Here is a 24,609-nt window from a genome sequence, read left to right as displayed (position 1 = left end):
AGCACAAAATGGACTTGCGAAAAGGAGAGAACCGCTGTGCTGTGCTTAGAATTCGCCATTCCGCCGCTGCCGCAATTCGTAACGGCGGGACATGCCGTCTGGAAGCCCGGAGACCGGCATTTCGCCCGCTCCTTCGGCGTCTACGACCTGCTGCTGGTAACTAAGGGAACGCTTTATATGACGGAAGAACAGACCGAATATGAGGTCTGTGCCGGAAAGCTGCTCGTGCTGGAAGCGGGACTGCGGCATTTCGGGCATCGGGCCTGCGTGGAGCATACGGAGATTTATTGGGTGCATTTCATCCATGGACATCCAGCTTCATACATCTCGCAGGAGGATATTCCTTGGTCGGCCCTGCTGTCCAAAGGCACGGTCGAGGATGTCGAACCGTCCACGCAGCAGCGCATGTACATACCGAAGTTTGCCTCCGTCGAGGTGCAGACCGTAGAGCCGATGCTGCGCGGGTTGAATGATATCCACAACCGGCTGAACGGGGAGAATGCGCTCAAGCTCCATTTATTGCTGGCCGAGCTGTTCGCCGCACTGCAGGCTGACTGCGCGCGGATGACCGAACCGGAGCCTTCCATCCGACTGGCACAAGCCGCTGCCGCTTATTTAAACGAACACTGGAGGGAGCCGTTTGAACGGGCCGCATTGGAGGAGAAGCTGCATTTCCAGGCGAGTTATATCGCCAGATGCATGAAGAAGCATATCGGCAAAACGCCGCTCCAGTACGTACTTCATCTGCGCTTGGAGGAAGCCAAAAAACTCCTCGGCGGCACGGTGCTTGGCATTTCGGAGATCGCTGAAAGGGTGGGAATCCGCGATTCGAATTACATGACGCGCTTGTTTACCGCCAAGCTTGGCATGACGCCCGGCGCGTATCGGCAGATGCTGCGGCAGATGAAGGAAGAAGCGGGGGAAGGGACGGCTATTTTTTGGAAAATGCCGATTGACAACGAAAAACCCGCAGGATTATAGTAAAGCCACCTAACCTTGCAGGAGAGTGGTCCCATGAAGTTGCTGCAAACCCTCCGCTCTCGCAAATATTTGCAGCGGATTATTCTGAGCTTTATGCTCGTCGTCGCCATGCTCGCCATCGCCTCCCTCTTCCTGAACGCCGCTGCCCGTGATAAAGTCCTGAGCCTCCAACACGAAGCCGATCGCAAGCTGCTCACCCAAATCAACTACAATATCGAGAACATGAACGGGATCGTGAAGGATTTGGCGGTGTCGTTGTACAATGACGAAGAGCTGATCGCGCTGAAGTCCGGGGCGGATTATAAGCAGAGCATTCTGAAAATCGAACGTTTGAACCGGACGGTAGCCGCTTCGCCGTACTTGCACGCCGCCGTTTTTTACAACGGCAAGCAGAACCGTTTTTTCTCGTCGCTGAGCCATGATATGGACACGCGGGCCCTGTACGGCGCGCTTGAAGATTATATGGCTTCCCGAGCCGATCTGCCGAAGCTGCAGCTCATTCCGCTCGATCTCGACGGGGAGAATGAGGGCATCGACGTATTCGCTTTTTTCATTTATGACGGGCCGACCCTCGGTTCCGTTAACCGGAACGCCCTCATTTTGACAGTGAAGCCAGGCTGGATGCTCGACAATGTGAAAGCGCTTAATCGAATGGCCGAACGGGAAAACGACGTCCTGTTCGTCACCGACGGCGATGGACAGGTGCTTATGGCAGGCGAGCGCAAGCTGCCGCCCGGGCTGGACATCAAGAAGGATTTACTGGGACGAATGGGCTCGACGGACAATGCACCGGACTCTTTCATCCATAAACAAGGAGAGAAGGAATATAAGGTAACCTATTTGAACAAAGGCTTGAACAACTGGCAGATCATCAGCCTGCAGGATTACGATGACGTGCTGGGCAGCGTACGCCAGATGAGATGGACCGAAATGGCCGTGACGCTGTCCGTTGCCCTGCTGGCCTTGCTCTTGTCCGTATTAATCTCGCTGAGGCTGTATAAACCGGTAGGCCGTCTGCTTATGCTGGTTCCCCATGACGGGCGCGGTGATAGCAGGGCAAAAGATGAGTTGTCCCTCATCGCGGAGAATGTGACGGAGATGATAGGCAAACTCAAAGGCTTGGAGCAGGAACGGGCGACGCAATGGAATATCGCCAAGGTTTATCATTTGCGGAGCCTGATCAGCCTCAGCGATAGTATGGACGAAGATGCATTTCTACGGATTAAGGAGCAGTATGCGATTGATATAACGCATCCATCGCCGCTCCGGCTTGCGGTTGTACAGCTTGACGATCTGCAGAGCCTTCTCCTGCAGCCGGATTCCCAGACGGAGGCCCTGTATTACTTTGCTATCGCGAACATCGGCCAAGAGCTGCTGCAACGTGGCGGTTCGTGCGAAGCCGCGGACATGAAGAGCGGCCATCTTGTCTTTATCGCCAGCGGCAATCCCGGTTACCTCGAGATGCTGGATGAACGGTTCCGGGAGCTTCAGGAGACCATACTCCGCTTTTATCGGGTTACGTTCACCGTAACGCTTAGCGATGCATTCGAAGATTACCGCAGGCTAATGAAACATTACAACCTGGCGATGCGTCATTCCAACTATCGCATGATTTTCGGCAAGGGGGCCGTGATCCAGCCTGACATGATCCGCCGTAACGAGGGGAACGAGTCGTTCGCCATTCCGAAAGAGCTGGAGCGCCGGCTGACGGAGGGGTTGAAAAGCGGAGACTCGGAGGAGACAGAGCAAGCGATTCGAAGCTGGAGAGGGCTCCTGGGCGAGTTCAGCTTCGATAACATGTTCTCGGCGCTGCTGCATTTGACCATGACACTGAGCCATACGCTGGGCGAGATGAATAACAATAATCTGAATCCGGTATCGGTTAATCTGCAGGCTATCAATCGGCGCATTCTCGAAAAAGAGACGCTGGATGAGATCGAGGGCGTGCTCCTGGACGTCGTGCGCGATGTATTCGAGCAGCGCAGGAGCGGAAGGGAGGACAAAAACCGGCTGCTTGTGGACACGGTCAAAGAAATGATCGAGAAGCATTACGCCGATCCGGACCTGAACGTTCAGAAGATCGCCGAAATGCTGAAGATGAGCGCCGTCTATTTGGGCCAAGTGTTCAAAGCCCAGGAAGGGACAACGGTGGTCGACCAGATCAATGCGACTCGACTTGCCCGAGCCCAGCAGTATCTGGAGCAGCAGCATTTGACCGTGGCCGAAATCATGGAGAAGGTGGGCTTCGGCAATGAAAGCTATTTCTATCGGCTGTTCAAGCGCCGCTACGGAGCGACGCCGAAAGAGTACCGTCTGAAATCAGCCATCGACCGCAGTACCTAAAATGATGTTTCATAAGACCCGCAGATGAAATTTACCGTTTGCGGGTCTTTGGTATGCCGCGGTTATGTAGTGGGTGATTCGGTGGCTTTTTTGAGTTGCGCTGGTTCCGATTGATCCAGGTACAGCAATCCTGTTTCTATACAGCCGGCTGTACAGCATTCCGTAATCCTTACAGCCCGCCCGTACAGCAATCCTGAAATTGTACAGTAACGCAGAGTCCCGGGTTTGAGCTATCGTTAATCATGCAAAGCCTGGGATGCAGGCGAGGAGTGCATAAGAAAAGGAAGGGGCTTTCGCTATGTTGAAGAAGGTAACACTATCGGGTTCTATTGATGCAGACCCGGCTAACCGTTCGGGACCCGAATCGGAACCGAATCCTGGACCTGCCGGCGCACGCCCAAAAAAATCGGCGCTTCGCAGAGAACTTCGCCATTTCCGCAACAACCGGGAGCTGTTTCTGCTATCGCTGCCCGGGATTCTGTACAAGCTGATTTTTGCCTATATCCCATTAGTAGGATTGATCATTGCCTTCAAGCATTACCGCTACGATCTCGGCATATTCGGCAGCGAATGGGTAGGTCTGGAAAACTTCCGTTACTTGTTCTCGACCGACACGGCTTGGCGGATCACGCGCAATACGGTGCTGTACAATGCTGCTTACATTGTAGTTACCACCGCTGCAGCGCTGCTTCTGGCCATTCTGATGAACGAACTCAGGGCGAAATGGAGCAAATTTTATCAGACCGCGCTGTTCTTGCCCCATTTTTTATCCTGGGTGCTGGTCGGATACGTGGCCTATGCCTTCCTGAACCATTCCGACGGTTTCATTAATCGAACCTTACAGATGTTCGGCATGGAGCCGGTCAGCTGGTACCAGACGGCTGAGACTTGGCCAGCCATCCTCATTCTTGTTCATTTATGGAAGGCGGTCGGATTCAATACACTTATCTATTTCGCTGGCATACTCGGCATTAACAGCGAGTATTACGAGGCAGCGCGGATCGACGGAGCGACGAAATGGCAGATGGCGATGAAAATTACGGTTCCGCTGCTGGCTCCGCTGGTCATTATTTTGCTGATATTGTCCATCGGCAACATGTTCCGCGGCGATTTCGGGCTGCATTATTTCATTCCGAACAACTCCGGCTTCCTGTACGGGTCCACGGATATTATCGACACGTACGTATACCGTGCGCTCCGTGAGATCGGCAACGTCAGCATGTCGGCGGCTACGGGCTTTTATCAGTCGGTTGTCGGCTTCGTACTGGTGCTGGTGGCGAACGGGATCGTTCGCAAAATCAATCCCGAGCATTCCCTGTGGTAAGAAGGAGGACATCCGATGCCTAAGAAGTTCGAACTACCCAAACTGTTGATCCATCTGCTGTTCATCCTGCTCTCGCTGGCGGTTGTCCTGCCATTTCTGCTCGTCGTCGCCGTGTCGTTGACGGATGAAGCGTCGCTAACCGACAACGGGTATCAGTTTCTGCCCGAATCATTGAGTCTGGAGGCGTATCGCTATCTTCTGGATGCACCCGACATTCTGCTGCGGGCTTACGGGGTTACGATTACGGTGACCGCCATCGGAGCGCTGGCAGGCCTGCTGCTCACCGCCATGACCGCGTACGTCATCTCAAGGCCGGATTACCGCTACAACCGGGCAACGACTTTCTACGTATTTTTCACGATGCTGTTTAGCGGAGGGCTCGTTCCTTCCTATATTCTCATCACACAGTACCTGCATTTGAAAGACAGCTTGCTGGCACTGATCTTGCCAGTGCTGCTCTCGCCGTTCAACATTATGGTCATGAAAGGATTCATGTCCAAAATTCCGTTAGAAATCGTGGAATCCGCCAAAATCGACGGGGCGAGGGAGCTGCGGATATTTTTCAGGATCATATTACCGCTGTCAACGCCAGCCTTGGCTACGCTTGGGTTGCTGATCTCGTTCACGTACTGGAACGAATGGTTCAATGCCATGCTGTACATCGACGATCCGAACAAGGTCCCCTTGCAGCTGCTGCTCGTGCGGACCCTTGGCAGCATCGAGTTCATTACTTCCAATTCGGAATTTGCGCAGCAGCTGGGCATCGATTTATCCAGCTTTCCGAACAACTCGGCAAGAATGGCGATCGCGGTGCTGGCTGGTGGACCGATGCTGATCATCTTTCCGTTCTTCCAGCGGTTTTTCGTGAAAGGGCTTACGGTTGGCTCCCTCAAGGGTTAACATACAAAACCAATTAAACACTCAGGAGGTCATGTTATGAAAAAAAGACTGCTAGGGCTCTTGGCGATCATCTTCATCGTGATGTCCGCGCTTGCCGGCTGCGGCGGTAACGGCGCGACGGATAGTGGAACGCCGGACACGCAAGGATCGTCACCGGATACAGGCGGCACGGACGCGCTTGATCCCGTCGAGCTGACTTGGTATTACCCGCTGCTGCAGCTGCAGCCCGACCAGAAGAAGGTCGAAGAGGAAATCAACAAAATCGTGAAAGAGAAGCTGAACGCCACCGTAAAACTGATGCCGGTTGCAATCGGGGATTACGTGCAGAAGATGAATACCGTACTGGCAGCAGGCGAGAAATTCGACATTCTCTGGACCGGTTATATGCTGAAACCGGAAGAGCTGGTACGAAAGGGAGCGATTCAACCGCTGAACGGGCTCTTGGATGAGTACGCGCCTCAGTTGAAGGCGGATGTCCCTCAGGTAATGTGGGACGGTCTCTCGGTGGACGGGGAAATTTACGGCATTCCGAACCAGCAGATCAATGGTTCGAGATACGGCTTCATCGTACAGAAGCGGTTTGCCGACAAATACGGCTTGGATCCTACCACGATCAAAACGATAGCGGATATCGAGCCGTTCCTTGAGCAAATCAAGCAGAACGAGCCTGGGATTATCCCGATCGGACTATTCGGCGGCTCGTTTGTCAATCCGCAGGCGCATGACGATCAATACTGGGTCGTTCCGGGGGTTGACGATCACTTCTACATCAAGACCGATGACCCGTCTTATACGCTTCATCGCTATCCCGAAGAGGAGCTGGACAATTTCAGACTGGCCAGCAAATGGTATAAAGCCGGGTACATTCACAAGGACGCGGCTACGGAAAAAATGACCGACTACCAATCCAAAGGCCAGATCGCGGTCGAGTTCGACGTCACGCTGAAGCCGGGGGTCGAGGCGGAGGTCAAGCCGAAGAACGGCGGCAACGATGTCATCATCATTCCGCTCAGCGATTGGTTCTCCAACGGCTATTCAGCCACAACCAACCAGTCGATCAGCCGAACTTCCTCGAATCCGGAACGGGCCCTGATGCTGCTCAATCTGATCAACACCGACAAGGAGCTCTACAATTTGTTGATCAACGGTTTAGAGGGAGTGCATTACGAGAAACTGAGCGGCGATTATATCAAAGCGATGCCGGATTCCAGGTATCGTCCGAACATGGATTGGGTGTTCGGCAGCGTGTTCAATTCCTACCTGAAGGAAGGGCAACCGGAAAATATCTGGGAGGAAACGAAAAAAATCAATACGAGCTCCGAAATCAATCCGGTCGGCGCATTCAAGTTCAATTCCGAGCCAGTCAGCACGGAAATCGCCAACCTGAACGCCGTATGGGGCGAGTACAAACGGGGACTCGTGACCGGAACGCTTGATTTTGAGGAAACCTGGCCGGTTCTTTACGGCAAGCTGAAGGAGGCGGGCGAAGATAAATACGTCGAGGAGGTGACGCGTCAGTTCGAGCAATTCCTAAAAGAGAAGGGCTTGAAATAATCGGCCCGTAGGCTTGTAGACGGATGGAGACGAAACGGGAGAAACCTGCTGCCTGGGTGGGCTTTGCCGACACTGCGCACGGCGTAGGCAAAGCTGACCGGATTCCACGCTGGAGGAAGGGGAGCGATTTATGAAGAAGCTTGTGCTTGCGGCACTGGCGGCAAGTCTGTTGTTCGCGCTGTATCCATTTCTACCGGCCGCCGAGACGGCGTCGGCTTATGGAAATCCGCACGGGACGGCTTATTACGTGGCCATAGACGGAAATGACTCGAACAAAGGGACGATCAAGAAACCGTTTCGAACGTTGGAAAAAGCGCGTGACGCCATTCGGGCGTTGAAAGCGAAGAAAGGACTGCCTCGCGGCGGCGTCACGGTCTATCTTCGCGAAGGCCGGTATGAGCGGGCAACCAGCTTCGAGCTGGGTTTGCAGGATTCAGGGGAATCGGGTAAGCCGGTCACCTATACGGCCTATCCAGGTGAAACGGTTATTTTGTCGGGTTCTAAGCAGTTGGAGAAATCCGCATTCGTTCCGGTAACCGATTCTGCCGTACTGAACCGTATGATCAGCGAAGAGGCAAGAAACGAAGTGCTGGTCGCCGATCTGGCCGCCCTCGGCATTACCGATTACGGCGAGATGAGCCGGCATGGTTATTATTTGGCCAACGATTTAAGCAAGGTACCGCCGATGGAGTTGTACGTGGGCGGGCAAGGGATGACGCTGGCCCGCTGGCCGAACGAGGGAACCGTACAAATGGACGAAATTCTCGATCCGGGACCAACGCGGAAAGATCCAAACGGGGAGGTTCATACGAGAGGCGGGACCTTTACGTACACATATGACAGACCGCAATACTGGACGCAGGCGGACGACATCTGGCTGGATGGTATTTTCGGCTACAGCTGGGAATGGTCCTATAACAAGATCGCTTCCATCGACACCCAGGCCAAGAGCATTACGCTCCGGTATGGAGAAATGAGCGGCATTTTCAAGAACTGGTACCCGGATTTCCATTTCGCTCAAAACCTGCTGGAGGAGATCGATATGCCCGGCGAGTATTACATCGACCGCCAGGCCGGAAAGCTCTATTTTCTGCCGAACGCCGAATTCATGACCGCGAATCCATCCATTGAAGTGACGATGCTGAAGACGCCGATGATCAATGCGCTGGACGCATCTTATATCGATTTCTCGGAGCTGATCCTGGAGAACGGGCGCGATTCGGCGGTCGTCTTCATGGGCGGCAGCCATATGCGCGTCCTCCATAGCGAAATACGCAATTTCACCAATAGCGGCGTGCTGGTCAACACTCAGAGCCGGTTCCATTACAACGATTTTACCGGCGTTCCGGGAACGGACCACAAGATCGAGTTTACCCACATCCACCATATCGGGGGAACCGCCGTCACGCTTACCGGAGGCGACAAGACAACACTTTCGCCGGGCAACAACGCGGTGGAGAACTCGCACATTCATGATTTTGCCTATTATCATAAGGCGTACAACCCGGGCGTCCTCCTGTCCGGAGTGGGCAACCGCATGTCGCATAACGAGCTCCACGATGCTCCCCATCCCGGCGTGCTGATATTCGGCAACGATCATCTTGTGGAGTACAACGATATTTACGACGTATGCAAAACCTTCTCGGATCTCGGCGCCATCTACATGAATGCAGGCGAAACGCCCCAGCAGCGGGGCACCGTCATCCGTCGCAATTACTTCCACAACATCGGAGAAAGCAAACCCGGCGTAGAAGGGGTCTATCCTGATAATTTCACGATGGGGCTTCAGATCGATGAGAATATCTTCTATCGTATGGGGAATTCGGCAATCAAAAACAACGGAGGCGCGCATATTTTGTCCCGCAACAATATCTTCGTGGACAGCAAGGTTCCATATGACTACGCGGATTTGTTTCTCGGCGATGAGCCGGACGATCAAGTTCCGCTGAATTACATGCCGAAGTGGGAGGCGCTGTTCGAGGCCAACAACGACTTCGTCGGCACGCCGTACCTGGCCAAATATCCGGAGCTGGCGAACTTTTTCACGGAAAATCGTTATTATCCGGATACGAATACGTTTCACGGCAACGTCGTCTACAATCCGACGGTTCCACGCAGCACGACAACGAACGAGCAGGGGGCGTACGACAAATTCAATCTTGTCCAATACGCCGATAACTGGGTAACCGACGAGGATCCCGGGTTCGTCGATTTGGCAGGAGGCGATCTGTCGCTGCGTCCGGATGCGGAAGTATTTCAGGCCATCCCCGGCTTCCCTGATATCCCATTTCACGAGATTGGCATCAACGGGAAAGCGGGCACGACCAACAGCCCGGACAGCTACCCAGTGCAAAGCGTGGTGGTCTACGACAACGAAATCACGGTGGACCGGTGGAAAACCGTGAAGCTGCGGACGGCGGTTCTCCCGTGGAACGCCGATAACCCGCAGCTGGTCTTCACGTCGGCCGATCCCGGCATCGCCACGGTTGACCTTAACGGCATCGTCACAGGCCAGGCGGTGGGTCAAACGGTCATCACGGTGGCGTCGGCGGAGAATCCGCAGCTCACAGCAATGGTGGGGGTCACGGTCGAAGCCGGAGACGGGATCATGGATTTCACCGATTTCGAGTCAGGTGCTAACGGCTGGCCGCAGGATGCGAACCGCAGCATCGCCAAGGAAGGCGACAACCGCTGGTATAAAATACTGAACGGCGCTACCGCACTCAGCGACAAAACCTTCACCGATTATGAGCTGAGCTTCAAACTGAAGACGCCTGAGTCGATCGGGGAAAACGCAACGCTGTACGTGTTCGATCGACAGGCGGGCAGCGGCTCGACCCGCGTCGGATACAAAACCCGTCCGGACGGCTCCTCCTCCTGGCTGCTATATAACGCAGCCTGGACCGTACTGCATGAAGAGAAACTCCCCGGACACGACCTGCAGCCGAATACGGAATACGAGATCAAGATGCGGGTCAAAGGAGGCGATATCAGCGTGTACGTGGACGGCCAATTCCGCCTGAAGGCCGCCGATCCCGGACATAACGCGGCGGGGAAGGTCGGATTCTACGTCAACAACGTCAGCTACATGCTGTTTGACGACATCCGGTTCAAGGCACTGAGCACGGAGCTGGCCGGGATCATTCCGTCGGAGCGCGGAGTGCGGCTTACCGCCGGCGAGCAGCATCAGCTGCAGCTGACGTTCGACCCCGCGGATACCCCGGATACCGGCGTTACTTGGCAATCCGCCGATCCGGCGGTGGCTGAGGTGAGCGATACGGGCGTTGTTAACGCCGTTTATGAAGGCCAGACCGTAATCACAGCCGTGTCCGTGGTCAACCCGCTCATCAAAGCGGATATCGCCGTGACCGTTTCGAACATCATGCACGAGACCGACTTCGAATCGGGGGGCAACGGCTGGCCAGTAGACCCGAATCGCAGCATCGCGGCCGATCCGGACGGTAATCGCCGCTACAAAATTATGAACGGGGCAACAGGCCTCCTGGACCGAGTCTTCGAATCGTATGAGCTGGAGTTCACGCTGAAGACCCCGGCCGTCATGCCGGACGACGGCACGATGTACGTCTTTGATCGGCAGGATGCAAGCGGCTCCATCCGGATCGGCTATCGGACCCGCGTGGATGGGACATCCGCCTGGATTCTCTACGACACGGCCTGGCAGAAGATCGCCGAGTCCGTCTTGCCGAATCGAGACCTGCAGCCGGAAACGGAATATGCAGTCAAGGTCAGCGTAAAGGACGGGGACGTCTCCATTTATGTGGACGGCGAGCCGAAGCTTGCCGGCACCGATCTGAATCATCGGCCATCCGGCAAAGTTGGCTTCTACGTGAGCGGATTCGACTACATGCTGTTTGACAACATCCGGTTCACGGTGGTGCCTTAAGGTATGAAGGCGCTTCCTCCCGGTATATGGGGGAGCGCCTTTTACAATCGTCAAATAAAAAGGATACGAATTTTGATCTCCACAGCTTCAAAATTCACGAGGAGGTTCATCATGCAACGATGCCTATATAGGGCGGAGGGAATCGAGGAAGATATCCTTATGCTGTTACGGGGCGAAAGTATTTCACAAGAGGTCCATGCGGCGATGGAACAAAAATGCGTGTCCCGATTAAGCTTGTTTGCAGACGGAAGCCAGTTGTTTCTTTATTATGAATGCCATGGGGAGAAGGTCCTTCCGGAAAGTCTGCTGCCGCAAGCTGAGGCATGGCTGGCCGTTTGGCCAGGAGGGGATCCGGGACGCAGGTGGACGTCGATGGCCGACATTTTCCATTATCAAGCACCCGTTTCCGAGCAGCATTGGGTACGGGGAAATGTTCACAGTGTACCGTATGGAAGGATTGCCCGGCTAAAGCCCGAAGAGGTGTCAAGCTACGTGTACTATCATTACCAGTACCAGGAAGAACGGCCGGGCGACGGAGATAAATTTGGCATCATCGGTTTGCATGAGAATTTGCTCTTTTTTTACTCAGAGCTTCCAGCCACTCTCGAGCCAGCCCCTTATGAAGGAAAACTGAAAACGACGCTACGGCCGAACGATTGGGCGGCGGTGATGGATCCGCATTTTATGAAGTGGGAGGAAGCTCCCTCCGGTCAGGAGATCTGGCGGGAGTTGGAGCTTGTACTGGATGCACGCTCCTTCTTCGAAAGGAAGGGAGCACACCATGGGTAACCGGTTATGCCTGAACGGGGACTGGGACTTCATGCCGCTCTATGGGCAGCCGCAGTGCCGGCAGCTTCCGGAGGAGATCGTCTACGAGCCGCAGCAAATCCAGGTTCCTTCCAGCTGGAGACGGTCCTATGTGCAGGCGAACGGCAGAACGTTTGGCGAAATTTGCGAGCATGGGTATGCCCCGATGGATCTCTACGGCTACCCGAAAGAATGGGACCGCGCGGAAGCGGGCGTGTTGCATAGAAGTTTTCAAATTCCCGAATCCATGTCCGGGGAGCGGATTGTGCTGCGAATGGACGGCATCATGCAAAAGGCCGTCCTATTTCTTAACGGGGAAGAAGTCGCCGTATGGGAAGACGGCTACCTGCCGCTGCATCTCGATATCACGCCTTGGGTCGAGCGGGGGCGCGAGCATCATCTCCATGTCGTATGCGGCAGCTTCGATAAAGTAACGTTGGCAAACGGCATGGTGAAGGTGACCGGGCTGATGGGCTCCTGGTTCGGCAATGTTGCCCGTGGAATATGGCAGGACGTTTACCTAGAAAGCCATCCGGTCCTGTCTATAGAGGACGTAACCATCCGCACATCCGTTCGGAGAGGGCGGCTTGAACTGGACGTCACCGCTGGGACGGCGGAAATAGGTGGGGAGCATGGTCCCCTTCACGTCAGGTTGAACATACGGGAGATTGGCGTGCTAAGGCAAGAGGAAGAAAAGTCAGATACGAGGGAAGTTGCAGACTCGATAAGCAGTAGCAGCAGCCGGTATGCGGCTGATGAGAAGAAGTCATTGCAAAGCCGTAGGCTTGGAAGTGAAACGGAGGGATTCTGTGCACAGGAGGGGGAAGGAGGCGGACTGCGATTCGGAGACGGAGGGCGGGCCGTGCCTGTCCTCCAGGCAGAGAAGACGGCACAGCGCATCGATCCAGCGGCTGCGGTGAAGGTTAGGCTGTGCGAAAACAAACGCGGCGGGGCGGTCTACCGCGCTTCCTTTAATTTGGAGTGGAGTGACGCCATGTTATGGGATCCGGATACGCCGTATTTATATATGGCGGAGCTTGAACTTGTAGAGGGAGAGAAGGTCCTGGACCGGCGCGAGGAAATGTTTGGTTTCCGTGAATTTTGGTGCGAAGGTCCTCAATTCATGTTGAATGGCATCCCGATCCGTTTGCGCGGCGATTCGTGGCATTTTCAAGGCGGACTGCAGCAGACCGAAGCGTACATCCGCAACTGGTACCGGATGTGCCGCTCCGTCGGAATCAACAGCATCCGGCTGCATGCTGAGCCTTATCCGGAGGATTATGTGCGAATCGCCAACGAAGAGGGCATGCTGATCATCGACGAAACGGCGATATACGGATCGGGCAAATCCATGCTCGCCGACCATCCCGATTACTTGGACAACTGCCGCTTGCATGTACAGCGGCTCGTGAAGCGAGATAAGAATCATCCTTCCGTCATCATGTGGAGCCTGCAGAACGAAATGCGCTGGGTGGACGGCCGGGACGGCTATAAGTTGCATATTCCAGGCCTCATGGAGGCGATCCGGGAACTGGACGCCACGCGTCCGATCGTCGCCGAAGGCGACAACCGACTGGTGTCCAAAGCCCATACGGAGGTGGAAAGCCGCCATTACAATATTGACGGCACCATCGCGCAATGGGACCGTTCGGTCCCATTGACCTTCGGTGAACACGGTGGCTGGTGGTACATATGCCCGCAAAACGCCAGCATGTATGCGGGGCTGCAGGCATATCGGAGTACGGACGAAAGTACGGCCGGGCTGGCGCAAAAGGAACGCCTATTCGTGGAGTATGCGCGGCGGCAAGGCGTCTCGGGCATAGCTACGTTCAATTTTGCTCATTATTTCATGCGGTCAATGCCGGAGAACGACGTCGCTGTTCCATCGTCCGGACCAGGCTTGCCGGGGGTAAAGCCCAAGGTGATACCGGCCTATTCGCTTACGATCAATAACGGCCTGCTGCCGGAACACCCGACGTACGTGCCTAATCCGGCATTTGCCATCATGGGGGAGGCGTTTAAGCCGGTCACGATGTTTGCAGCCGAATACAACCGCTGTTTCTTCGACGACGCAACCATTACACGCAGCTTTGACGTCTTCAACGACACGTTGTCCGCTCAGGATGTTCGGATTGAGTGCGTGATTAGGCAAGGGGAAACGGTCGTTCATGAACGCTGTTTCGCTTTCCGTCAGGAGCCGGCCGAGCAGAAAACTATCGAGATGTCGTGGGCACCGCTCTCCGTTGAGACGGAAGGAACGATAGTATTGACGGCAGAGCTGTTCCACGGCGATCGGCTTATGCATGAGCTGCGGAAGGAATACCGGCTTGTGTCGGGAACCCTGCTTCACGAGCCGGTCGATGTTGATCGTCCGGCGGCTTATTGGGGATCGGATGAAGATTACTTCAAGATTCGAAATCTTGTTCCCGGCTGCAAGCGGGTAGCCCGGGAAGGGCTTGCTCTCTTGTCATGCGATCAGTTGCTGATCATCGGGAGCAAGTTGGAGGACCCGGATGGCGGGTTGGAGGCGCTGCTAAAAGGCTTCGTCGCACGCGGCGGTCGCCTGCTGCTGCTGGAGCAGACAGGATTGTCGCTCGGCGGCCGGCTGAGGCTGTCGCGAAGACCGTTTCTTCGGGCCCATGCCGGCGATTACCAACATCCGGTGCTGAAGGGTTTAAGCGACCCGGATCTGATGTTCTGGCACGAAAAGCTTCGCGAAGAGGGCCCGCTGCCGATCATTCACGCCGCATTCGAAAAGCCGCTCCAAGGCGATTTCACCCTGCTGCTGGAATGCAGCGCCGGCGACTTCGGCGACGGTGGGGATCTATGGACACCGCTCTTGGAGTACCGAAGCGGAAGCGGCATGTTTGTGGCCAATCAGCTGGAGCTGATGGCTAATCTTCGGTGCGCTCCGCAAGCCTGCCTGCTGCTGCGCAACCTGCTGGCTTACACCGGTCGTACTGAGATAGCTCGCGGTGCGACTGGGCGGCCGGTGGGTGCGCTGGTCCGTCCCGGCGGGGAAGCGGCTGCGTTCCTCGACCGGCTTCGGCTGCACTGCACGGTGCTGGATGCCGATGCGCTGATCAATAAAGACGCGACTCACGACGAAAATGGATGGGGCGACCTTCCCGTATCGGCTGCGCATTCATTCGGCCTGTTGGTAGCCGAAGCAAGCCTGCTTGCGGCTCCTGGCGCAGCCGAGGCCGTCCGGCGTTATGCCGAAGCCGGCGGGCATGTGCTTGTCCTGCCGGCGGACAGCAGTCAGCAGAACACGCTAGCCCGCTTGTTGGATCGGCCGGTGCGAGCGGAGCCGCACGAGACGTACCATTTAGCGGCGGATTACACCAACGAGGCCGTACGCGGCTTCAGCCCGGTTGACCTGTTCGGCTATGATAAAGTGTTCCTTTCGCCGCGTGATGTCACCAACCGGCCGCTGGCCAGTAACCGGCTTGAGGTGCAGGGCACGGACGCTTTGTGCGTAAGCATCGAGGGAACCGCTTGGAAGGATTATTTTGCGAATGGCTACACATCCGAATACAGCCGTCTCGCACTGGTCGAACTGAACCGCAGGAAAGCCCGTTCCTCCGGAGCGTTTCTGGTCCAAGAGAGGACGGGGGCAGGCTCCATCCTGTGCTCCCAGCTTCTGCTAGACCCCAACAATGAAAAAGCACTGAGACTCTATACCCGTTTGCTCGCCAATCAGGGTGCCGTCTTTGATGACGGCTTGCTGGAGAGCGAGAAAGACGACGGGGCGTGGGCCGTGGAAGCGGTTATGGTACTGCCTTGCCCGTCTCATGTCGATTACGAGGCGATGAAGACCTACTATACCGATCCCGAATTTTCGTTGAACAATTTGGGTGAAGGCCTATACGGCTGGATGCAGAAAAAAGAGCGGCAGCCCGAGGATGGAATGATGCGGATTGCCTGCACCGGAGATGAGCCATGGTTTATGAGCTGTTTTGTGCAGGTACCTGGAGGTGCTAAGCCAGTCAGCACGGGACGTTTGCGAGTTCATACCAATGTGCCGTATGCCATTTACCTGAACGGTGAGCATGTGCGTGAACCGGAGCGCGAGCTTGTCTTGAAGGGCGGACTTAACCGGCTGATCGCGATCGTCTGCGGAACCGGCGAGGATATTGCCTTCGGCATGACCTTTCTGCACGCGGACGGGACGTACATGAAGGATCTGGAATACCGCATGACCCTGGATGAAGTCGAACCGAAATAGTCGAACTATAGACGGTATCGGTATCGGGATGGAGCCAGAACAGATGAAACAAAATGGATATGGGAGGGCATTATGGACTGGAACGCTGTCATCGAACGAACCTTACACACAACCCAAGCGAATATCGCCCGGTTTGAACATCGGTTTCCGCATGTCGGAAACGGGGACGGCAAGTATCAGCTGGTGAATCATACGGATTGGACGGAGGGATTTTGGCCTGGCATTTTGTGGCTAAGTTACGAGTACGGCAAGGATCCCTGCTTTCGTGAGGCAGCTATCCGATCCGTGCGTTCGTTTCAAGAGAGATTAACGCAAAACCAAAAGCTGGAGCATCATGATATCGGCTTTTTGTATTCATTATCCGCTTTGGCGGAATGGTTCGTGGAACGAGACGAGGCTGCCAAGAACACGGCACTGCAAGCCGCAGATGCGCTCATGAGACGATGGAGGCCCTCGCTTCAGCTTATCCAGGCATGGGGTCCTGAACATGATCCTCAAAACGGCGGAAGGATCATCATCGACTGCCTGATGAATCTGCCCTTGTTATGCTGGGCCACCGAACAGACTGGAAATGCTGCATATGCCGATGTCGCACGCATTCACGCTGACAAAAGCTTGAAATTCCTGGTGCGCGGAGACGGCTCATCCTATCATACTTTTTATTTTGATCTGGAATCTGGCGATTCCGTGCGAGGCGGGACGCACCAAGGATACAGGGATGGGTCTACGTGGTCGCGGGGGCAGGCTTGGGGCATTTACGGATTCGCGCTAGCTTACCGTTATTTCCAAGAGCCGCAATATTTGGACGCTGCCATTCGAATGGCGCGTTATTACATCGACCACCTTCCGGATGATCAGGTCGCCTATTGGGATTTCGACGTCCCGGCATCGGCGCTAACGCCGAGGGACAGCTCTGCCTCTGCCATTGCGGCATGCGGGATGCTGGAAATCGCGGATCAGCTGCCAGGCGATGATCCCCGCAGGGAATTTTTCATAAATGCCGTTCGGCGTTCGATGGTCTCGATGGTTAACGGTTATTTTACGGACGGTAACCCGGATGAAGAAGGTTTTCTGCGGCATGGTTCGTATTTTGTCAGGGGAGGGATCGCGCCGGACGATTTTGTTATATGGGGGGATTATTTCTTTCTTGAAGCGCTCATGCGTTTAAACAACGGGCGTCCCGGTTATTGGTATGAACCTAAGAGGAACAAAGTGAAAGAATGAGTGCATAAAAAGTGAGAGACCCTGTGCCTTTAGAAATAGACAGGGTCTCTTGATACCATGAGCCCTTGCTGTGCAGGGCTTTTTTTGATCGTACATCATGAATGGACATAGGTCAGCATTACCGATGAACACGGATTGGAAGCTGCGTCAACATTTGTCCTGCCGCAGACGGACTCAGGTTATCCTCCAGTTTAAAATCGGCAATGGGCTCAATACGCGGGAAGTAATCCATAAATCTGCTTATCGCAATGTTTGCCTCAAGTCGTGCTAGCGGAGCTCCCAGGCAGAAGTGTGCACCGTTACCAAAAGTTAAATGCTTTTTATTATTGGCGCGGTGGATATTCAAGGTGAAGGGATCCTCGAATACCTCTTCATCCATATTGGCAGCGCTCATCCATGCGACGACGACATCGCCCTGCTTTAAATCCACGCCGAGTATATCGTTATCCTGTTTTACGGTCCGGTCCATTTTGGCAATGTTAAACCGATATCGGAGCATTTCCTCTACGGCATTAGGAAGAAGCTCGCGGTCGGCTCGAATTTCTCCATAAATTTGGTTGTTGTCATATAAGAAGGAATAGAACGTGTTGGCAAGCAGGTGGGTCGTCGTTTCAATACCCGCACCGAGTATGAACATCGTCGTTCTGACGATCTCGTCATCCGATAATCGATCCCCATCCACCTCGGCTTGAATGAGGTCGGAGATGATATCGTCAGATAGATTTGCTCTTTTTTGGACGATATGAGGGTAGAGATAATTGTAATATTCCTTGGCTGCTTGACGTTTCAGTTCCTGTACATCTTCCGAATGGTTTTTAGGCAAGGGGAGGAATAAATGGTTGACCCATTCCTTAAACAACAAGCGGTCTTCCGAAGGGACGCCGAGCAGATCCGCTATGACGATGGTCGGCAGCGCACTCGCGTAATTTTGAACGATATCAATGACATCGGCGTCTCCCATTTCGTTCAGAAGCTGCTCCGCTATCTCTTGAATGCGCGGCTCCCAGAGTTTTAAACTGCGAGGGGTAAAAGCTGCAGAAATCAATGCTCTGCTTTTTTGGTGCTCCGGCGGATCGGATTGAAGGTTGATTTTACTCATCTTCTGGCCTTCAGCATTGTCGGCGCCGACGCTAATCGTTGTTCGGGTTCTTGCACTAGAGAAATATTCATGGTCCTTTAGAACCCTCTTTACATCATCGTAGCGGAAGACGTTCCATGTATTGGTCGCCTGGTTATAAACGATGGGCTCATGCTGTAATTTGTGCTTGTACCAATCATAAGGATTGAATTCTTCGGTCGGTGAATGGAATTGCGTGATTTCCTCTAAGGAGATGATATCATGATTCATTACATTCCCTCCAATGCTAGTTTAATATAACATATGATAATTTAACATAACATCGTAAATGGTCATAGTTTCCAATGGCCCATGTCCAAAGTTCCGTTTATATTCTTCCTTGTCGGATTTTAGTAGAACATATACGCTAGAGGTGTGCTGCATTTCAGCAATATTGCCAAATCTGTTGACGAAAGGCCTGAACGATCATGTATCTTGAACTTCTTATTTTGATCCAAATCGAAAAATCCCCGAAACACGGGTATGAAATAAAAAAAGAAATCCAAAAAGATCTCGGTTATTTGATGGACGTCAATCACAACATGTTATACCCAACATTGCGAAAATTTACGGATGAGGGATTTGTTCGGAAACATCGAAATGAGCAGGAAGGCAGACCGAATCAGTATGTTTATGAAATTACAGAAGCAGGGAGGGAAAAAATCGCAAACCTCATTAACGAATTCACCGAAAAAGATGCAAAACATCAAATCGAATTCATGGTAAGAGTGTCCCTGTTCGATCGTATTTCTAAGGAGGACCGGATTCGGATTTTACATAGGAGGAAGAAGGACTTGGTAGAACTGCTGTCAGATATCGAGAGAAGACTGGATGAAGGCGGAGATGCGTTGTTCCGGGACGAAGTTCTGCGGTATTCGATCTCCCAGGTTCAAGGCGAATTGGCATGGATTGATAGGCTGGTCATCAGCTTAACCTGATGGGTAAGTACGGTTTCGACCAGATCATGGATCAACGTAGCATCAAGCACGAGGATGTTTCAGCGATAGTAAAGAAGCCGAGAAATGGCGGCTTTTGCATCTAATGCAGCTACTGGATAATTTCACTCAAGGTGACTCCGCTGAAATCCTCTTGCCCTGCATCTGTCACGCCAAAGGGAGAGGAAGGGAAACTCCGTTCTTTTTTATGCTTATTTTTGTTTGACTGTAACGGCAGCCAAAGCCTGATTCACTTCGGCGGTTTGTTCTTTATCCCATCTTTCGATCCATTGTTTTTGCACTCAATGAACAACCTCCTTATTCCAGAATCGCATGTATGCTCTTAGAAATGATCTTTAATTGAGACGGTTTTATAGTATCATAGATGAAGCAATAGATTCCAAGATTTGTATGGGGTCAAATCCATGAAGGGGCGGCGAATAGAGGTTTAAGTCATGATCATGGAAAGTGTAAGGGTGGATGAGGGACAATACGGAATGATATAAAGGAGTATAGTGGAACATGGATCAGACACTGGATACACTTTTGAACGAAATGAAACAGGAGATCGACAAATGGATGGCCTATATCAGCGATAAAAACGCGGACAAAATCGTGAAGCGTACTCCGCTGCAGATCGGGATTCACGACTATGCGCTGCTTGAATATGACAAGGGCAGGGTGAGCATGACGGATGATGAGCTGGATTTATCGATGCCGGTAGACAAGGGCATGCCTGGTGAGCCGTTGACTGAAGAACATGTGCGAGAGCACATTGTTCCTGAGCTATCCTCTTATATGCAGGATAAATTGGACGAGGTTCCGAGCTCGTTCATCGATTATCAGTTTACGTTTAACGGCAAGTTTCGAGTACGGGAAGGCGACCTGAACCTTTGTATTCTTACATACGTAGATGAGACAAAGAAGAAGCAATTACAGGAACGAATCTCAATCTATATTGCCAATAAGCTAGAAGCGGGAACCTATCCGACGAAACCGTTGGAGACGTTTTTCCTGTCCAGGCACATCCTGGACGAGGGACTGTTTCCTGACGCGGATCCCGCATGGATCATTGCCGTTTTTGAGCGGGTTCAGCAATTGAACAAAGGGAACCAACATCTCGCAGAGCATCGTTCTTTTCTAATCACGGCTTTGCGGAATTGGGCTGAGCAGTGTTGGCTTCCGCGTTATTTCGATAATATCGGGACGCAATGGCAGCGGGAATACAAGAAAAAAATCGACATTCATTTGGAAAATACCGAGCAGGGTCCAATCGAACTGCTGATCTATGCCGCCATCCTAATTCTGAAATACGAGCCCTCCTATAGCAGAAGCACAGGATTGGCCATGTTGGATTGTGCCAAGGAACTGGGGAGCGTACGGGCCAAACGATTGGCCAAGGAAGGAAGCGGGACTTTCGTGAAGGAAGACATCTCCTTGCGTGATGAGATGGTGGAATGTACGGCTAACGATGTGTTTGCCGAGGTCTCCATAGCCATTAAACAGGAAACAGGGGAGAGTTACGCTCGCGCGCTCCGGTTTTTGACACGCCTCTTTAACCTGGGATTCCCGAAAAGCTATCAAATCAAACTGAAATCCTCGGTCAAACAGTGGCTGCCGATCAAAGGATTGGCCAAGTCGGGAACGCATCGGTTCTTCGCCAACGCCGTGGAATACCCGGATATGTATCCTTACTTGGAGGAGTATGCCAAAGCAGCGATGGAGCCGTTTGAATGGTATGCGGATACGGAAGGGGAAAACAATTGCATGCCGGGAAGTTACGCTGTCTTTGGCCTCGGATTGAAGGATCAAACGTATTTCCCGTTGGTGGAAGAATACATGGGCAAAGTCGATGACGAACATCAATCCGTTCAAAACCACTTCACGGTATCTTTTATTGAGCGGCATGGTGTTAGCGTGGAAACCGTTCCAACCTTGGTAAAGTGCATGCTGCACTGCACCGATTCGATGAAACTGAAGGTCCAATCGGACATGGAACACGGTCTAAACGTCAGGCTGCTGCTCGATCAAGTTCGCGACCTCCCGTATTACCGGGTGGAGCATATCGTATATTTGATCTGGGGCGGAACCGACAAGCTGAAGAAGATAGCCGCCAAAGCCGAAGGGGAGAGGGCACAGTGGCTCTCCGAGTTGGCGGAGGCCGCTCGTCGGAAGTAATCGTGTCCACTAGCGTAGCATGCGTTGTAAAAACATAGACATGAGTATGGCTGGCAGCTTAGAGCGGCAAGTCATCCATTTCATTTCAGCCGATTTTTTTAATATCAACAGGCTGCCTACATTAAATAAGTCAAAGATTAGCTGCTGAATGGCAGCTTTTTTTATCTTAATCCTACTGGTCTTGGCAAAAAAGATGGAATCGGTGCCGATTATATAGTAGCTAAAGAGAGATGCGATGATATAAAATACGGACAAGAAGGCATGGAAGCATAGAGCCATCCGATAAGTTGAAAGCGTTGTCTTTACGAATCTGAGGAACTTATGAATACAGGGGAGGGGAGGGAGCCATTCGGTGAAAGTGCTGATTGCCGACGACGACGTTTACACAAGGGAGGGCCTCGTTGAGGCGATCGAATGGAAGCGGCTGGGCATACAAGAAATCTTTTAGGCAGTCGTTGCTGTCGGCCAAGTTCACCCATCTTGAAGATATCTCGTTGATGATCATGAGACGAGCAGATCAACGAGAATTTCTCAAAAGAGCCGAAGCGTATGCAGGTGTGGGAACAGCTATCGTCATTTGAGCGGATTACCGATTATACCCGAATATTGCAGACCAATTCCGAGATGAGTGGCATTATTTCCTCATATTGAAAACATGAGGACAGAGGATCCGCTTCATGCTGGAATTGCCTCATATTGTAAACATAAGGACAGAGGATTCGCTTCGTGCTTGAATTGCCCCATATTGTAAACATGAGGACAGAGGGTTCGCTATTTCGCCGAAATGAGCTCGTTATGGTGATCTTGCGGACACAGGATCCGTTATTGCACCATAATCGCGAATGATTCCAGGCTAAATCCTGCAATAGCGGATCTCTTGTCCGCATATTACTGTGAAATAGGTAAAACAAAGAAATAGCGGAACCAGGGTCCTCTAACATCGGCAAATCCATGGAGTTAAACAAAGCTGGATCGATGGCGGTGGTCTCAATATATCCGGGAGAATGGCAGGCCATCGTCGAGCATTTGCATTCGGAAGGCGCGAAACGGGCCGAAGCGAATGGTGAGAGCCCGCTGGCGGCATTCCGTTTCGATACGGGGGCGATAACGGAGGAGCTTGCAGCCATGGAGGCAGTCAGATCGCATTACATCGTACCGCTGTCCGTCGGCATGTCCGAAGACATCGAAGCGGATTTGGCGCTTGCGAGGCGGCGGATGAACGAAGCTGGATTTCCGAGCTTCATGGAGGAGCTGCAGAATCAGCTGGATGCATTGGCTGGGATGAAATGATAGTGGATCATCATGAAACAATCAAGTGATCCGACAAGGAAGCGAGGAGGTCTCTCAGATGACGAATTCCAATAGTAACCTTAATGCTGAACGCATTGAACGCATCCCTTCAACCCTTACCGATGACGGTGCCTGGTGCTGGTTTGCCGATCCGAGGGCGATGCGATATGTCAATGCCGCGACAGGCAGCGACAAGACGTATATCGGATATATCGATGTTGCGGGTAACATCCAGGCGGTTCAATATGATCATATAACCCAAGAACGCAAGCAGGTACAGGTGCGAACGGGTTTTCAGCAGGATGACCATAACAATCCAACGTTTTTGGCACTGCCTGACGGCCGGGTGATGATTTTTTATTCCGAGCACTCGACAACCCCGTATTTCTATTATCGCGTAACCACCCGTCCTGACGATCTTGAGACGTTAGGGCCAGAAAAAATCATCGATACCACGGGATATGGGAATACCACCTATCCTTCTCCCTTCGTGATGACGGATCAGCCCGGTTATTTCTATCTGCTGTGGCGGGGCGTGAACTGGCACCCGACCGTCGCCAGGTACACGCTGCCGGATCCAGATGGCGACGTCTCATGCGACATGGAACCGAAGCAGATCGTGGATTCTAGGAGCCATGAACAAGAAACCGGAAAAAGGCCGTATGCCAAGTACGAAACGAACGGAAAAGACAAAATTATGATGACGTATACCTATACGCATCCGGACAATATGATTCCGAATTCGTTATACTATTCGTATTTGGACGTGAATACCCTGACGCTGCACGGCGCTGATGGACATCAGCTCGCAGATCTGAACCGTGGGCCGCTAAAGCTGGATAACAAAGAAACGGATCCGGCCCATTTGGTGGATCGCCAGCCGGGCATACGCAACTGGAACTGGGATATTGCCGTGGATAAAGAGGGATACCCGGTGATCTTGTTTGTTAGGATCCATGAAGAGAAGGACCGCCACCACTATTGTTACGCCAAGTGGTCAGGCACCGAGTGGCGAATTACTCCCTTGGCGGATGGCGGACGTTGGTTCCACCAAAATGATCAAAGAGAACATTGCTATTCCGGAGGCATGACATTGGATCATAACGACCCTTCCACCGTGTATATGTCAATCCCTGTACAGGGTAAACACGGTGAGGTCTTCGAAATTCATCATTGCGTCATCGCGGATGACGGGACGATCGCTACAATAAATCAAGTCACCGAAAACTCGAGCCAAAACAACGTTCGACCTTTTGTCGTTCGCAATGCAGCCCTGGGCGAAGCGTATGATTTGATATGGATGCACGGGGATTACTACTATTGGGATCATACGCAAGGGCGATTGGGTTATACGACAGGGCTGCGAACCTTATGTGATATCGTTGTGAGTGAAGACGAAGCAAGGACCGATCCTTCGGCATAAGTATTTGCGGCTATACCGAAGAGCATTTTGGGAGTCGACCGTTTCCCGTTAAGGAGAAACGGTCGATTTTATATTAGAGGTAGGGATTTTTGTTTAAAAGAAGCTGCTTCCCGATGAACGCAGTGCAGATTATGGCTAAATCAGACAAGCGCATAAGGATCGCGACATTGCATGCGATAGGAGGCTTAACGCGAGAAATACCAGATCGGTATGGTCGACACAAGGGAGCGATTGCCGGATACGACGCGAATCGAAGGGTGACAGGCGTTCATTTCCGGAATTTGCGTATCAACGGTGAGCCTATCATGAACGCCGAAGCGGGCCATTTTCAATGCAACGAGTTTCAAAGGAATGTGACGTTTGATTAAACGCAATTTGCATGAATGTTCATGCAAATCGAA

15 protein-coding genes are annotated in these 24,609 nt (G+C 52.8%); 13 read left to right on the top strand and 2 right to left on the bottom strand.

Going from position 1 to position 24,609, the window contains the following annotated elements; all coding sequences use genetic code 11:
• The first annotated feature begins 36 nt into the window (after positions 1 to 36).
• The 9 genes from ACETK5_RS13670 to ACETK5_RS13630 all read left to right on the top strand — a co-directional run bounded on the left by ACETK5_RS13670 (position 37) and on the right by ACETK5_RS13630 (position 17,265).
• Positions 37 to 981, top strand: coding sequence for an AraC family transcriptional regulator (locus ACETK5_RS13670; protein WP_100536868.1), 945 nt, complete (start codon positions 37 to 39; stop codon positions 979 to 981).
• Positions 982 to 1,014: 33 nt separating this feature from the next.
• Positions 1,015 to 3,324 (top strand): helix-turn-helix transcriptional regulator, encoded by a 2,310-nt coding sequence (locus ACETK5_RS13665; RefSeq protein WP_394056223.1) that lies wholly within the window; start codon positions 1,015 to 1,017, stop codon positions 3,322 to 3,324.
• Between the two features lie 298 nt (positions 3,325 to 3,622).
• The gene (locus tag ACETK5_RS13660; protein WP_394056221.1) at positions 3,623 to 4,648 is read left to right on the top strand and encodes an ABC transporter permease; all 1,026 of its coding nucleotides are present in this window, start codon (positions 3,623 to 3,625) and stop codon (positions 4,646 to 4,648) included.
• 15 nt (positions 4,649 to 4,663) lie between these two features.
• Positions 4,664 to 5,548 (top strand): carbohydrate ABC transporter permease, encoded by an 885-nt coding sequence (locus ACETK5_RS13655; RefSeq protein ID WP_394056219.1) that lies wholly within the window; start codon positions 4,664 to 4,666, stop codon positions 5,546 to 5,548.
• Between the two features lie 36 nt (positions 5,549 to 5,584).
• Positions 5,585 to 7,102: an ABC transporter substrate-binding protein gene (locus ACETK5_RS13650; RefSeq protein ID WP_394056217.1), complete on the top strand. Its 1,518-nt coding sequence runs from the start codon at positions 5,585 to 5,587 to the stop codon at positions 7,100 to 7,102.
• Between the two features lie 130 nt (positions 7,103 to 7,232).
• Complete coding sequence (locus ACETK5_RS13645) at positions 7,233 to 11,006, top strand: Ig-like domain-containing protein (RefSeq protein ID WP_394056215.1); 3,774 nt, start codon at positions 7,233 to 7,235, stop codon at positions 11,004 to 11,006.
• Between the two features lie 111 nt (positions 11,007 to 11,117).
• Positions 11,118 to 11,795, top strand: coding sequence for a hypothetical protein (locus ACETK5_RS13640; protein WP_326119678.1), 678 nt, complete (start codon positions 11,118 to 11,120; stop codon positions 11,793 to 11,795).
• A complete protein-coding gene (locus ACETK5_RS13635) occupies positions 11,788 to 16,041 on the top strand; it encodes a glycoside hydrolase family 2 protein (RefSeq protein ID WP_394056214.1) in 4,254 nt (1,417 codons plus the stop codon). The genes ACETK5_RS13640 and ACETK5_RS13635 overlap by 8 nt, the downstream gene beginning before the upstream one ends.
• 72 nt (positions 16,042 to 16,113) lie before the next feature.
• Positions 16,114 to 17,265, top strand: a complete 1,152-nt coding sequence (locus ACETK5_RS13630; RefSeq protein WP_394056212.1) for a glycoside hydrolase family 88 protein — start codon at positions 16,114 to 16,116, stop codon at positions 17,263 to 17,265.
• Positions 17,266 to 17,383: 118 nt separating this feature from the next.
• Here the strand turns inward: ACETK5_RS13630 and ACETK5_RS13625 are convergent, their stop codons facing one another.
• The gene (locus ACETK5_RS13625; protein WP_100536877.1) at positions 17,384 to 18,613 is read right to left on the bottom strand and encodes a cytochrome P450; all 1,230 of its coding nucleotides are present in this window, start codon (positions 18,611 to 18,613) and stop codon (positions 17,384 to 17,386) included.
• A 197-nt stretch (positions 18,614 to 18,810) separates the two neighbouring features.
• On the opposite strand from ACETK5_RS13625, the gene ACETK5_RS13620 reads away from it, so the two are divergent.
• From ACETK5_RS13620 to ACETK5_RS13605, 4 genes are all read left to right on the top strand, one after another.
• Positions 18,811 to 19,320: a PadR family transcriptional regulator gene (locus ACETK5_RS13620; protein WP_100536878.1), complete on the top strand. Its 510-nt coding sequence runs from the start codon at positions 18,811 to 18,813 to the stop codon at positions 19,318 to 19,320.
• 519 nt (positions 19,321 to 19,839) lie between these two features.
• Positions 19,840 to 21,495 carry a DUF6138 family protein gene (locus tag ACETK5_RS13615; RefSeq protein WP_326115150.1) on the top strand — a complete coding sequence of 552 codons (1,656 nt, stop codon included), beginning with the start codon at positions 19,840 to 19,842 and terminating at the stop codon, positions 21,493 to 21,495.
• Positions 21,496 to 22,446: 951 nt separating this feature from the next.
• The gene (locus ACETK5_RS13610) at positions 22,447 to 22,785 is read left to right on the top strand and encodes a DUF3502 domain-containing protein (RefSeq protein ID WP_326115149.1); all 339 of its coding nucleotides are present in this window, start codon (positions 22,447 to 22,449) and stop codon (positions 22,783 to 22,785) included.
• Between the two features lie 58 nt (positions 22,786 to 22,843).
• Positions 22,844 to 24,208: a BNR repeat-containing protein gene (locus ACETK5_RS13605; RefSeq protein ID WP_326115148.1), complete on the top strand. Its 1,365-nt coding sequence runs from the start codon at positions 22,844 to 22,846 to the stop codon at positions 24,206 to 24,208.
• 185 nt (positions 24,209 to 24,393) lie between these two features.
• Here the strand turns inward: ACETK5_RS13605 and ACETK5_RS13600 are convergent, their stop codons facing one another.
• Entirely contained in the window at positions 24,394 to 24,555 is a 162-nt protein-coding gene (locus ACETK5_RS13600; RefSeq protein ID WP_165789622.1) for a hypothetical protein, read from the bottom strand.
• Positions 24,556 to 24,609: the final 54 nt, after the last annotated feature.

The sequence above is a fragment of the Paenibacillus ilasis genome, from assembly GCF_043195395.1.
Classification (GTDB): Bacteria; Bacillota; Bacilli; order Paenibacillales; family Paenibacillaceae; genus Paenibacillus_AQ; species Paenibacillus_AQ lautus.
Note: the sequence above shows the minus strand (reverse complement) of the source record. Positions and strands in the feature narration are given on the sequence as shown.